Origin of the sequence: Thermotalea metallivorans (genome assembly GCF_001562415.1) — a bacterium.
GTDB lineage: Bacteria > Bacillota > Clostridia > Peptostreptococcales > Thermotaleaceae > Thermotalea > Thermotalea metallivorans.
The window spans coordinates 45,806-59,058 of record NZ_LOEE01000041.1 but is presented as its reverse complement, the minus strand read 5'-3'; the positions used below and the strand labels follow the sequence as shown (position 1 = coordinate 59,058).

General features: G+C 42.7%; 8 protein-coding genes, 10 tRNA genes and 1 rRNA gene. 16 read left to right on the top strand and 3 right to left on the bottom strand.

Annotated features, from left to right (window positions below):
- Window positions 1-9 precede the first annotated feature (9 nt).
- The 12 genes from rrf (at window position 10) to AN619_RS09630 (ending at window position 2,505) form a co-directional block, all read left to right on the top strand.
- A 5S ribosomal RNA gene (gene rrf, locus AN619_RS09685) occupies window positions 10-126 on the top strand.
- 5 nt (window positions 127-131) lie between these two features.
- Window positions 132-206, top strand: a tRNA-Asn gene (locus AN619_RS09680).
- A gap of 14 nt (window positions 207-220) precedes the next feature.
- Window positions 221-309 (top strand) — tRNA-Leu (locus AN619_RS09675).
- 9 nt (window positions 310-318) lie between these two features.
- A tRNA-Met gene (locus AN619_RS09670) sits at window positions 319-394 on the top strand.
- 3 nt (window positions 395-397) lie between these two features.
- Window positions 398-472 (top strand) — tRNA-Glu (locus tag AN619_RS09665).
- Window positions 473-546: 74 nt separating this feature from the next.
- A tRNA-Val gene (locus AN619_RS09660) sits at window positions 547-622 on the top strand.
- A gap of 52 nt (window positions 623-674) precedes the next feature.
- Window positions 675-758, top strand: a tRNA-Leu gene (locus tag AN619_RS09655).
- 6 nt (window positions 759-764) lie between these two features.
- Window positions 765-839: transfer RNA gene (locus AN619_RS09650), tRNA-Gly, on the top strand.
- Between the two features lie 4 nt (window positions 840-843).
- Window positions 844-920 (top strand) — tRNA-Arg (locus AN619_RS09645).
- 31 nt (window positions 921-951) lie between these two features.
- A tRNA-Pro gene (locus tag AN619_RS09640) sits at window positions 952-1,028 on the top strand.
- 5 nt (window positions 1,029-1,033) lie between these two features.
- Window positions 1,034-1,109, top strand: a tRNA-Phe gene (locus tag AN619_RS09635).
- 286 nt (window positions 1,110-1,395) lie between these two features.
- Window positions 1,396-2,505: an aminopeptidase gene (locus tag AN619_RS09630; RefSeq protein ID WP_068556495.1), complete on the top strand. Its 1,110-nt coding sequence runs from the start codon at window positions 1,396-1,398 to the stop codon at window positions 2,503-2,505.
- Between the two features lie 136 nt (window positions 2,506-2,641).
- Here AN619_RS09630 and AN619_RS09625 read toward each other — a convergent pair whose 3' ends face one another.
- The gene (locus AN619_RS09625; protein ID WP_068556494.1) at window positions 2,642-3,859 is read right to left on the bottom strand and encodes a 2,3-bisphosphoglycerate-independent phosphoglycerate mutase; all 1,218 of its coding nucleotides are present in this window, start codon (window positions 3,857-3,859) and stop codon (window positions 2,642-2,644) included.
- Between the two features lie 353 nt (window positions 3,860-4,212).
- Between AN619_RS09625 and AN619_RS09620 the strand changes: the two genes are divergently transcribed.
- The gene (locus tag AN619_RS09620) at window positions 4,213-5,799 is read left to right on the top strand and encodes a methyl-accepting chemotaxis protein (protein WP_068556493.1); all 1,587 of its coding nucleotides are present in this window, start codon (window positions 4,213-4,215) and stop codon (window positions 5,797-5,799) included.
- A gap of 326 nt (window positions 5,800-6,125) precedes the next feature.
- Here the strand turns inward: AN619_RS09620 and AN619_RS09615 are convergent, their stop codons facing one another.
- Window positions 6,126-7,496: a nucleobase:cation symporter-2 family protein gene (locus AN619_RS09615; protein ID WP_068556492.1), complete on the bottom strand. Its 1,371-nt coding sequence runs from the start codon at window positions 7,494-7,496 to the stop codon at window positions 6,126-6,128.
- A gap of 422 nt (window positions 7,497-7,918) precedes the next feature.
- On the opposite strand from AN619_RS09615, the gene AN619_RS09610 reads away from it, so the two are divergent.
- Window positions 7,919-9,607 (top strand): PucR family transcriptional regulator, encoded by a 1,689-nt coding sequence (locus AN619_RS09610; protein WP_068556491.1) that lies wholly within the window; start codon window positions 7,919-7,921, stop codon window positions 9,605-9,607.
- A gap of 20 nt (window positions 9,608-9,627) precedes the next feature.
- On the opposite strand, the gene AN619_RS09605 is transcribed toward AN619_RS09610, so the two are convergent.
- Entirely contained in the window at window positions 9,628-10,320 is a 693-nt protein-coding gene (locus tag AN619_RS09605; protein ID WP_068556490.1) for a cyclase family protein, read from the bottom strand.
- A 363-nt stretch (window positions 10,321-10,683) separates the two neighbouring features.
- On the opposite strand from AN619_RS09605, the gene ftcD reads away from it, so the two are divergent.
- Together ftcD and allB are read left to right on the top strand one after the other, a co-directional pair.
- Window positions 10,684-11,589, top strand: a complete 906-nt coding sequence (gene ftcD / locus AN619_RS09600; protein ID WP_068556489.1) for a glutamate formimidoyltransferase — start codon at window positions 10,684-10,686, stop codon at window positions 11,587-11,589.
- Window positions 11,590-11,662: 73 nt separating this feature from the next.
- Window positions 11,663-13,078, top strand: a complete 1,416-nt coding sequence (gene allB, locus AN619_RS09595; protein WP_068556488.1) for an allantoinase AllB — start codon at window positions 11,663-11,665, stop codon at window positions 13,076-13,078.
- Window positions 13,079-13,253: the final 175 nt, after the last annotated feature.

Genomic DNA, 13,253 nt, shown 5'->3' with positions numbered 1-13,253 from the left:
CCACACACATCCAGTGACAATGGCGAAGGGGATACACCTGTTCCCATACCGAACACAGAAGTTAAGCCCTTCAGCGCTGATGGTACTGAGGTGGAGACGCCTTGGGAGAGTAGGTCGTTGCTGGATAAGATTCCAGAGTAGCTCAATGGTGGAGCACCCGGCTGTTAACCGGTAGGTTGTGGGTTCGAGTCCCACCTCTGGAGCCAATAAAATTGCATGTGCCGGGGTGGCGGAACTGGCAGACGCACAGGACTTAAAATCCTGCGGTCCTTCAAGACCGTACCGGTTCGATTCCGGTCCCCGGCACCAAAAGAACATCGCGGAGTGGAGCAGTTGGCAGCTCGTCGGGCTCATAACCCGAAGGTCGCAGGTTCAAATCCTGCCTCCGCAACCATGAGGCCCATTGGTCAAGCGGTCAAGACACCGCCCTTTCACGGCGGTAACCCGGGTTCGATTCCCGGATGGGTCACCAATCTAGAAACAAGAGGCGAGAGGCGGGAGAAAGAAAAAGATCTTATCCTGCTTCCGCATCTGGCATCTAAACAGGGGCGCATAGCTCAGCTGGGAGAGCACCTGCCTTACAAGCAGGGGGTCATAGGTTCGATCCCTATTGCGCCCACCAATCTAGAAGCAAGAGGCGAGAGAAAGATCCGACATCTTGCATCCAATATCATGCGGGTGTGGCGGAATTGGCAGACGCACTAGACTTAGGATCTAGCGCCGCGTGCGTGGGGGTTCAAGTCCCTCCACCCGCACCAAAGTATGCGGAAGTGGCTCAGTGGTAGAGCATCGCCTTGCCAAGGCGAGGGTCGCGGGTTCAAATCCCGTCTTCCGCTCCATTTTGTGCCCATAGCTCAGCTGGATAGAGCAACGGCCTTCTAAGCCGTGTGTCCGGGGTTCGAATCCCTGTGGGCACGCCAGTAAATTGATTTATATTATGATTGACAGGGCCGGGGTGTAGCGCAGTTTGGTAGCGCATCTGGTTCGGGACCAGAGGGCCGCAGGTTCAAGTCCTGTCACTCCGACCAAACATGCCCAGATAGCTCAGTCGGTAGAGCAGGGGACTGAAAATCCCCGTGTCGGTGGTTCGATTCCGCCTCTGGGCACCAATGAAGGCTTGAGATATCATATTCTACTATAATGTCAAGTTTTTTTATAATACATAGGAAATGTTTTTGTAAATTATGGATAAGCCATAATTTCTGTCATGGTCTTCAACAAAGTCTTCCTTGAAATCTTCCAACGGAAGACTTTATTTTTTTTTTGGAATGCAATAAAAAAAAGAGGATTTTCTGCAATTATGTACAATAATGATATATAAAAAAGTAATTACATAAAAAAATAAAATGATATGGAGTTATTGTATTGTGACTTCAGAAAGGAGTGTATGGCATTATGGTAGATATAAGAATACAGAAATTAGCTCATCTTTTGGTGCATTATTCTCTAAGATTGAGGGAAGGGGATCGATTTTGTATAGAAGCTTCAGATCTTGCACTGCCCTTGGTGCAGGAGGTGTATGGAGAAGCATTGAAGGCTGGTGCCTATCCGGAAGTACAAGTTTCCCTACCTGGAATCAAAGAACAGCTTCTCAAATACGGAAACCAGGCACAGCTGACGTATGTATCTCCGGTGGATAAATTGATTTTAGGTGAGTATGATGCGCTGCTGACCATATGGGGAAACTATAATACAAAATTTTTATCAGGAATTGACCCAAAAAGGATCTCTGCCCATAGAGCTGCTAAAAAAGATATCTTAATGACTTTTTACAAACGGATAGCTGAGGGGAAAGCAAGATGGTGCGGTACTCAATTTCCTACCCATTCCGATGCCCAAGAGGCGGCCATGTCTTTGCGTGAGTACGAAGATTTTGTCTATGGAGCAGGATTGTTAAATGAAGATAATCCTACGGAGAAATGGAAAGCAATTTCAGAAAAGCAACAAAAAATATGCGATTATCTGAATACCAAAAAGAGTTTGCATATTTTATCAAAGGATACGGATTTAACAATGAGCATTGAGGGAAGGAAATGGATTAACTGTGATGGAAGAGAAAATTTTCCCGATGGAGAAGTATTTACAACGCCGATTCGCGACAGTGTAGACGGAACCATTCGATTTACTTTTCCTGCCATCTACTCTGGCAGGGAGGTAGAGGATATTACGTTAACCTTTTCAAAAGGGAAGGTTGTTGAAGCAAAAGCGGCAAAGGGAGAAGATTTCCTACAGGCAATTTTGGATACAGATGAAGGGGCAAGGTATGTAGGTGAGATTGCTATTGGAACGAATTATGGAATACAACAATTTACAAAGAATATTCTGTTTGATGAGAAAATCGGAGGGACTGTACATTTGGCTGTGGGTGCAGGCATAGAGGAAACCGGCGGAACAAATGAATCCGGTATACATTGGGATATGATCTGTGATATGCGGGATGGCGGGAAAATTTATGCGGATGATGAGTTAATCTATGAAAATGGGCAGTTTATCATAGCCTTTTAAGTGTTAAAGTCAGGTGGTAACCTGACTCAGTCTGGAAATTATGTCCTTTCCTAAATTGTAGATAGATCATAATTTCCCTCATGTGTTTCAACAAAGTCTTCCTTTAAATCTTCTAACGGAAGACTTTGTTATTTTTTTATGCACCAAATTTATCTAGGCGTTTTGCATTGGATAGCAGTAGTCCCATGAGATACTTGCTTTCAAAGAAGCCCAATCCCCCTGTATTGCATGCGTTTTCATGAAAGACCTGTACGTCGTCCACACCGCAAAACTGACTGTGGATCAATACCGGCACCGGATGCCAACTGTGGGAGCGCATGGCACAAGGAGAAGAATGATCTCCCGTAATCGCTAAGACTTCAGGTTTATGCTCCAATAAAATAGGCAGGGCTTGGTCGACCTTTTCAATGCAGCTTACTTTTGATTCAAAGTCCCCGTCTTCTCCTGCCTGATCCGTACCTTTAATATGAATGAAAAAAAAGTCATATTTTTGCCGATATTTTACATAAGTCTGAAATAGGTTTTCTATGGAATCAGGGGCAGGGAGCAAATGCATGCCCAGCAGGGAAGCGATTCCACGGTACATGGGATAAGACGCAATGGCGGCAGATTCCAAAAGATATTTATCTCTCATAGAGGGAACTTTTGGTTTTGCAGAAAAACCCCGCATCAAAAAAGCATTGGCAGGCTTTTTATCTTTTAAGCGTTTATGGCCTTCTTTTATAAACTTATTTACAATTCCGGCCAGAAACTGGGAAGGAGGATTCTGTCCTTTTGCTTCAAGGGGAGCCTTTCCTTCCCTGAAAGGATCTGTATCATTAATGAAGGCACCTAATTCTTTTTTCTTGCTTCTGAAAACTGTTACAAAGCGATGGCCTTTACCGGGTTCGATGATGATTTCCACACCGTCAATTTCCTGGATTTCTTTCAATAGGTTACATAGTTCTACAGTCGTTTCTGTAGGGATTCTCCCGGCCCGTCTATCACTGATAAGTCCGTTTTCATCCATGGATGCAAAATTGCATCTTGCCGCTATATCGCCGGGTTTTATTTCAAAGCCTAATCCTATGGCTTCCAATACTCCTCGACCAATTGTACAGGTTAGGGGATCATAACCGAACAGGCTAAGATGCCCGGGACCGCTGCCAGGTGTGATGCCGGGGAGAATAGGGATACAACGGCCTACGGCAGAGGCTGCGGCCAATTTGTCCAGATTAGGGGTTTTGGCATATTCCAAGGGTGTTTTGTTTTCAAACTTTGGACTTCGAATATCCCCCAATCCATCCATTACAACGAGTACAATGGTAGAATTATTTTTTTTAACGGTATTAGCAATGATCTGATCATAATTCACAGGAATCACCTCATCATTTATCAGTATTTTCTCTTTGCTATTGTCTTGTGTAGTATATGGAATCTATAGATTATCTTTGTAAAAGTATAAGAAAACTATACCTAGCAAAGAAAAATTTCAGAAATAAAAAATAAGAAATTTTTAACCAGCTTCCAGTGATCCGTCGGCAGTCATTACCACTGGAGTTACCAGTACTGACGGCCGGCAACTGGCAGCTGCCAACAAGGCATTTGCTGCACAAAAAAATTATCCAGATAAAGACACAAATCAAATTTTTAGCGTTGTATCTCTATAAAAGGAGATTTTCGATTTTTATCGAATAAGTAAAAAAAATATACATAAGGGGGATGACCATGATCCGTAGAATAATGGGGTTGTTTCTGGTTTTTATCGCCGTATTGAATGGATATTATTTTTATTTATCCAAAAGTATTCTAGGTGTATCCATTGGTATTGTTTTGAGTGTGGGGGCAGGGATATTGTTTTATAGTCTATTGATGCCTATAAAACAGATATTGGAAGACAGCAAAAAAATACTGGACATCCATGTGCATCAAAAAATTTCATCGAAGTATGAAAAAAGTGCTTTAGGCCCTGTCATTCAAGCGCTAAAAAAATTACAGATGAACAATCGGGCTTTGATTGGAAAATTGCTGACAGCTTCCGACAAAATCTATACTTATTCCAATGATATTCGGAGCTATTCTAAGGAAACAGAAGAAGGATCCAAGGAGGTCAATCAGGCTGTATTAAAGATAGCAGAACAAATGGAAAGACAAGCCACAGATGCGGGAAAGACAAAAGAGGACATATCGGTGATTTACAAAGATATGCAGGAAATATCAGCCTTTGCCAATACTTCAAAGGAAGAAGCAAAAAATATGGAATATGTCATCAAGGAAAGTTTATCTATCTTTGAAGACATAACGGAAAGATTGCAGAATGGCTCCAATACCAGCAGATCTTTGGCCCTCGATATCAAACAATTAGAAAATCAAGCGAATCGAATTGTAGATATTGTAGATGTGGTTACCAACATCAGCAAGCAGACAAGCCTGCTAGCATTGAATGCAGCCATAGAAGCTGCCAGAGCCGGGGAAGAAGGAAGGGGCTTTGCTGTGGTAGCAGATGAGGTAAAGAAATTGGCCAATGAATCCACCACATCGATTGAGGGAATCAAAGGACTGATTGAGGACATCATAGCACAGATTAAAATCATTGTAGAGAAGATGAACCATGAATTGGTTGTGGTAGATGAAAATATACAATTGGCTTCCCAGGCAAAGAAGAAATTTGGTGATATTCAGACAGCAACAGATACGACGGCAAAAGCCATCGATCATATTATCGCATTGACGGAGAAGGAGGTACAAAAAATAAAAAATATAGACTCTTTCATGAAAAATGTTGCAGATGCAGCCCTTGAATATAGCGCTACGGCGGAGGAAACAACGGCTGTAGCCCAGCATCAGGCGAAGGTTGTCCAAGAAATCCATCAATCCATTGAGAAATTCAGCAATATGGCCAAAGAACTAAAAACCCTGATTATGGCCTATGCCCAAGAACTTCGACTGGATGAAGCAAGCAGCAAGCATGTAGAAAATGCGCGAAGGGCATTGGAGGAAATCGCGAAGAAAAACAAATTGGGACAGCTGACAAGGCAAAGATTGCGGGAGATACAGGAACGATATCCCTACTTGGAGCTGTTGGCGGTAACGGGGGCAGACGGCATTGTCAGAACGGCTACTGTCCAGCTTGATGACAATGTGAAGGATGTGAGACATAGAGAGTTTTATATGGACGCTGTTAGAGGAAAAGTTTATATATCAAAGCCCTATATTTCTTCCATAACCGACGACTATTGTGTCACCATTGCCTTGCCCATAAGGAATGAGAATGGCAGCATTGAGGGAACGTTAATAGGGGATGTGACTTTGTAGAATACCCAATTTTAAAGTTTCATTTATACTTTCATGGAAATTAGCTTTTTTATAGCACATAGGGAATTATGTACTTTTATAAATTGTGGATAAGCCATAATTTCTATCATGTGCTTTAACAAAGTCTTCCTTGCAATTTTCCAACGGAAGATTTTGTTCTATCGCAGCTATTTTCAGTTGCCGGTGGCTGGTGTCGGGCAGCTACAATAAAAATGTATTGAATAAAGCAGCAGTATAAAACTTCAAAATTTCATACCTATAAGATAAGCATATAAAAAGCTAGGACAACAAATCTTTGGCCTAGCTTTTTCCTTTTGCAAAAGAAATTATTCTTCTACAATAACAGGAGGTATTTCTATGGATTTTTCTTCAGATCCGTAAGCAAGTTTAGATTCTTCTTTTAGAAGGATATTCAATACCAAAGCAGAGATGGTACCGGCACTGATTCCGGAGGAGAAAAGACTTTTCAGTGCACCGGGAAGATGGGCGATAAAATCGGGCCTGACGGTGACACCGAGGCCTAAACCGATGGATACGGCCAGGATCAATAAATTTCGATTGTTCATTTCTACTTCCTTTAAGGTTTTGATACCTGATGCAGCTACCACGCCAAACATGATGATTCCCGCACCACCCAGCACAGGGTTGGGCATGATGGCAATCAAAGCACCAAATTTAGGAAATATACCCAACAGCATGAGGATAATGCCTGCTACCACCACAACAAATCGGCTGGCAACTTTTGTTAAAGGAATTAGTCCTACATTTTGACTGAAAGATGTATTGGGGCCGGCACCAAAGAAGCCTGCAATCAAGCTGCCTACACCATCTGCCAAGATGCCCGCTTCAATTTCTTCACTGGTCAGTTCCCGTTCGGAGGCTTCACCAATAGCCATGAGAACGCCGACGGTTTCTATGGTGGTGACCAGATAGGCAGTGATGAAGGGGATAAAGGCAGCCAAACTGAAGGTTACGCCGTATCTAAAGATGGTGGGCAAGGCAACCCAACCTGCTTCCCGAATGGGGGCAAAATTGAGCATACCCAAAGGATAGCTGATCACATAGCCGAAGATAAGGCCGATGATGACAGCGGCAGAGCTGATGATGCCTTTGCCATACCGGTTTAAAAACATGGTGACAACCATCACGGCCATGGCCACAGCAACGTTTTTGAGGCTGCCGTAATCAGGAGCACCGTATCCGCCTGCAGCCCAGTCAATGGATACCGGAAGAAGAGTTAAACCGATGAGTGTAACGACGGTTCCGGTAACAATGGGTGGGAAAAATTTTCTTAAGGGCTTGATGAATCTGCTGAGTATAATTTCTATAAAGGAGCCCAGTATGGTTGCGCCGAATATGGCCGGCAACCCTCCGGCCATTCCTACAGCAATAGAAGGTCCTACAAAGGTAAAATCGGTACCCATGACACAGGCAACCCTTGCACCGCATTTTCCAATACCTTTTGCTTGAATGAAAGTAGCAACGCCTGCCATAAACAACGCTGCACTGACCAGGTAAGCCAAGTCGGCTACAGGTAAACCCAGTACGCCCCCTACTACCAGGGGAACTGCCACAATGCCGCCAAAGGCGGCCATAATGTGCTGAAAAGCCAGGAGAATACTTACTTGCAGGGGTGGAACATCCTCAATGCGATAGAGAATTGTTGCACCACTCTTTGCGATTCGGTTTTTGTCCATAGAAATCACCCTCCAATTCGATAATAAAGTTAAACAGAAACAATAAATTGAAACGATACCCCCTTTTGTTTCAATTTCATGAAGGAAGAGAAGAAGAGGACATTAGTATAAACATATGAAAGATACAAAAATATTTTCAGAATATTTTTCAAATACCTTCGTAAAAAATTCATAATTTTCCAAACGAAGGGATAGAAAAATTCCTATAAAAAATGAGGGAAGGACAGCCGCAGTTTCCTAGAAAACAAGAAAAGAAACCTTTGTGGAAAAAGCATAAAAGGCATAGGGGGAAAATGGATTCAAAATGAAAGCGTTGCATATGATGGAAATTCACAAACAAAGAAGGGATTTTGGAATATATCCAGAAAATTAATATAAATCATCAGATTTCAATAAGGGTATATGGGTTAGGGGTGTGAAACATGATATTAAAAGAAAGTGGGATTACCATCAGACAGGCTATGGAAATGGAGTGCATGGACAAGTGCAAAATCATTGCCGGTCACAGTGGTATCGATAATATTATTACGAGGGTAAATATCATGGCAGACCCAGATATTCTCCATTGGGTGAGCGAGGGGGAACTGCTGCTTACGACGGCCTACTCCTTTAGGAAAGATGATATTGAACTACAGAAAAAATTGATTACGGAATCCAGTAAAAAAAAGTTGGCGGGGATGGGCATCAAGATCTATCCTTATATTGACGGCCTTTCAAGGGAAGTAATTGATCTTGCCGACCACTTGGGTTTTCCTATTATTGATCTTTATTATGCAACTGCCTTTACGGATATTATGACACCTATATTTAAAGAAATTTTTAACAAGCAGGCTGCTTTGCTACAGAAAGTTGAAAATGTTCATAATGATTTGATGGGTGTTGTTCTCAAAGGGGGAAGTGTGAAGGAAATCATAAAAACTCTCAAGCAGACAATCAAGAATCCCATTCTTGTCAGGGACCATTATTTTGATGAATATATCTATCACATGGATAGACAGGACGGCTGCGATTATGGAAAACTGATAGAAAGAAGTAATATATTTTTTGAAAGCAATCCTGAAAATAAAAAAATTGATGCAAAGACAGAAAAATGGGACCAGGTGGAAGATCGCGCCATGCGAAAGGTCATAATTCCAATTATCGTCAAGGGAAATGTGCAAGGACACATTCTGGTCTGGGAAGCCTATAGGGAAATCAGTAATTTTGACAAAGTGGCACTGGAATCGGCTTCTCCCATTATTGCATTGGAATTTCTCAAAAAAAGCTCCGTCTATGAGGTAGAACACCGATATAAGGTAGAATTTTTTGAAAGCTTGATTTCTAATGATGAGAAGAGAAAAACGGCTGCGGTCAGCAGGGCGAATATTTATAAACTGGACAGCAACGGGTATTATACGGTCATCCAGATTTGTCTCCTAAAAATCTGGGGACAGGAAAAAAGAAAAAAGCAAGAAACGGCTGATGATTTAAAGGCAAGACTGATACTAAATCTAGAAAAGGCTCTGATCCATGAACAATGGCATGGGATGATCATTGGAAGGGAAGATAAAATTTCTATTCTTACCCTGTGGCATGGGGAAAAGGACGCCCAACAAAAAATAAGGCAATATGGAAACAAGATCTGCCGGTTGGCAAAGGAATTGTTTCCTGAGAATAATTTTGTCATGGGCATTGGCAGGCCGTATAAGGGTTTGGAGCAGGTCTACAAGAGCGTAAGAGATGCGGAGCGGGCCATAGAAGCGGGAATGCTTTTGGGGAAGGAGCAAATCGTTTATTTCGAAGATCTGGGAGTATACAAGATTCTATGTCAGGAAAGTCTCAGGGAGGAACTTTGCAGTTTTTATCAACAGACATTGCTGCCCTTGGTGGAATATGATCAAAATAAAAATACAGAGCTTGTAAAAACATTGCAAATTTATTTTGAAACCAACGGAAATCTAAAAAAAATGTCAGAATTGCTTTTTACTCACTATAATACGATTCTTTATCGAATTCAGCGAATTAAGCAGATTACGGGCAGAGATATAGATAACGCTGAAGACCGGTTCAATCTTGAAACAGCTCTAAAAATCATGAAAATATTAAGATGTTCTTCGCAGGCTCCCTTTTGAAAAAGGGAGGTCCTGCTCTTTTATTCTTCCACAAGGGCAACAGCACGGATGGGAGAGCCAGATCCATCCCTTATTTTCAGAGGCAGCCCAAAATATAGAAATCTCCGGTTCACCACCTTATCCAGGTTGCAAAGATTTTCCGTATTGGTGATGTCGTATTCGCCGCAAACCAAGTGTCCTGAAAAGTCCAGGTCTTCCGGGTGATCAATGGCGGGGGCATCCACGCCAATATTGACGACTCCTTGTTCGGCTAGCCATTTTGCTCCGGCGTAGCTTAGTCCTGTGTAGGTAGTTTGCCATTTGTCTGTCTGGAAGTGGTGATCGTAGTGGCCGGTGTATAAAAGGACGATATCTCCCTGTTGGATGGTCTGACCGGATTTTGCCACGGCTTTTTGCAGGTCCTCCGGTTCAATATACCGGGTTGGAGGCACATGGGACACATCAATGCAGATGGCGCTTCCCCAAAAATAATGCAAAGGCATTTTGTCGATGGTCAATCCCGAGGGTTTATATTCCCATACAGCATCACAATGGGTCCCTCCGTGCTCGCTGATAAGAAGGTTTCTCGCAGAAAAGCCGAGTTTTGTGCTGCCTGTTGTCCGCATATTTTCTTCATGGGTCATATTGGTCATGATGAATGTCTTTTGATGCATCGGGAAAACGGACATTCCTTGATAGATTTCTTGAGAAAGATCAATTAATTTTAATCCCATAGGTCTTCTCCTTTCTTTTTATTTCTGTTTCCGTACTCCATGTACTATAAAGTATTAGATATGGTGAAATAAATTCCTGCTTTCCAGTTTTTTTGCTGTTTTGTGATGCTGGAAAAGAAATAGGAAGACGGGGGCAGTGGAGGGATTGGAATCCTCTGACTTCAACTGTCAAAAACAAAAGAAAATCATAGGAAAATTCCGAAAAAATTATAGAAAAAAAACAAAATGATCTGTATATGTACTCCTAGAAGTCTTTGTCTTTTATAGAAAGACTACAAAGGGTTTTGAGTATATTTTGAGAATTCAATCAATATATAAAATTATGAAAATGACAAAGACAGAAACAAAAGGAGGATCAGGATCATGAATGACAAGCAATACATATTGGCTGTGCCCAATTTCAGCGAGGGAAGAAGAAAAGAAGTCATAGAGGCCATCGTAGATACAGTTCGAAATGTGGAGGGTGTCAAACTGGTAAGCTATGAACCGGAGTACGATTTTAATCGGACCGTTGTCACCTTGATCGGAGAACCTCAGCCATTAAAAGAAGTACTCCTTGCCATGGCGGGGAAAAGTTATGAATTGATCAATATGGAGGAACAACAAGGAACTCATCCGAGGATCGGAGCCCAAGATACGATTCCAATTTTCCCTTTTAAAAATATCACGTTGGATGCTTGTCGCTCCCTGGCGGAAGAAATCGGAGAAGAAATCTATAAAAGATATCAGGTACCGGTGTATTTTTCGGGGGTCAATGCAAGGAATGAAGATAGAAAAGCCCTTTCTTTCATCCGTAAGGGACAGTATGAAGGTTTAAAATTGGTAGTACATACCGACGAACGCAAGCCCGATATCGGACCTGCAGCCCTCCATCCCACGGCAGGAGCCACCATTGTCAGTGCAGATACGGAAGGATTGACCGCCTATAATGTATTCCTGGCTACCGAAAATTTAGACATTGCCAAGGCTATTGCAAAAGGTGTCAGGGGACCCAGCGGGGGATTCTCTACAGTCCGAGCCGTAGGAATTAAATTTCCGGAAAGGGAGGGTACTGTTGTATCTATGAATATGTTTGATTGTGGTGCTACTCCACTGTATAGGGTGTATAACTTTATCAAGCAGGAGGCTGCAAGGTATGGAGTAGCCGTAACGGGATCAGAGATTGTGGGGCCGGTGAAATTGGATTATCTGTTAAATTCATTAGAGTATTTCCTAGGGCTTGAAAACTTCAGAAAAGATCAAATCCTGGAAACTCATTTGATGGGATAGAGGGATCTGTAAGAAAAGGTTTTCAAACAAAAATTTCATAAAATATTTCTATGGAAAAAGAGGGGGATTTCAAATGCAAGTGGATGTAATGATTAAAAATGCAAGAATACCGCAAGGGAATGACACAATTTTGACCAATATCTTGATCGTAGATGAAAAGATTACAGGGTTTGTACCGAACACGGAGGGAATCGAAGCGGCATCGGTTATTGATGCAGAAGGGCACTTAACCATACCGGGGTGTATTGATTCCCATACGCATATCAACGACCCGGGCTTTACCCACAGAGAAAATTTTTTAACGGGAACTTCAGCGGCAGCCAGCGGTGGTGTGACTACCATCATTGATATGCCCTGCTGTTCTGTACCCTCCGTTAGAAGCATCGAAAATCTTGAGCATAAACTGAATGCCATCAAGGATAAAGCTATCATCGATTATGCCATGTGGGGAGGCGTGACGGGAGAAGACGTCAGAGAAGGGTGGCTGCATCATGTAAAAGAACAGGCAGACTACGGCGTAGTTGCTTTCAAGGTATATATGACACCGTCGGTACCCACCTATCCGAGGGTAACAGATCCGGAAATGTTGGAGGCTTTTAGGGCTGTGGCAGAGACAGGGTTGCCTATTGGTATCCATGCAGAAAATTTTGCCATGTGCGATTACTATGTAAAGAAGTTCCAAAACGAAGGCCGAATGGATGGTCCGGCTTGGGCAGAGGCCAGAAGTCACCTGGCTGAAAAGGTAGCCATTGAACTGGGAATTAGTTTTGCTGAGGAAACGGGAGCCAGACTTCACATCGTGCATATGAGTACAGGAATCGGAGCAAAACTGGTTGGAGAAGCAAAAAAGAGGGGTGTAGATGTAACAGCAGAAACATGTCCCCACTACCTGACTTTAAATTATAAAGATGCCATGACGGAATTCAAGCAGTTTGCAAAGATTGCACCGCCCCTCCGGTGCAAAGAGGACAATGAAATCCACTGGGAAGCACTAAGGGATGGAAGAATTGACTTTGTGGCTACAGACCATGCACCTTATGAGATTCCTACAGAAAAGGAAGCGGAAGGAATGAATATCTGGACTGCTTTCCCAGGGATTCCGGGGGTAGAAACCATGGTACCGGTGATCGTTAGCGAAGGTTACAACAAAGGAAGGCTTTCTTTAAGCAGGATGGTAGAAGTTTTAAGCACTGCCCCCGCCAAGCATTACGGCATATATCCCAAGAAGGGGGCCATGCATATCGGTTCTGATGCAGATTTTACAATCATCGATCTGGAGAAGGAATGGGTCATTGATAAAGACAAGATGTACACCATGGCCAAGTACACACCCTTCCATGGGTTTAAGTTGAAGGGCAAACCTGTGAAGACCGTAGTTCGAGGAAAACTAGTATATGATGATAAGGTGGGCATTGTCGGCCGTGAAGGGCACGGGCAATTCATCAGGAGACAGAGCATTCAGAAATTAGATAGAATTCTTAAGTTCTAGGCCGGCTGCCATACAATGCTAAAGCGGAATCTATGTTTTATGAGGATGATCTTTTTTGTGCAGTAAATGCCCTGTTCCCAGTTACCAGTTGCAGACTACCAAATACTGGTAACTGGTGACGGGCAGCTTCAACAAAAAACATACGGAAGGATTTGTTAAACATCCAATCAGAATA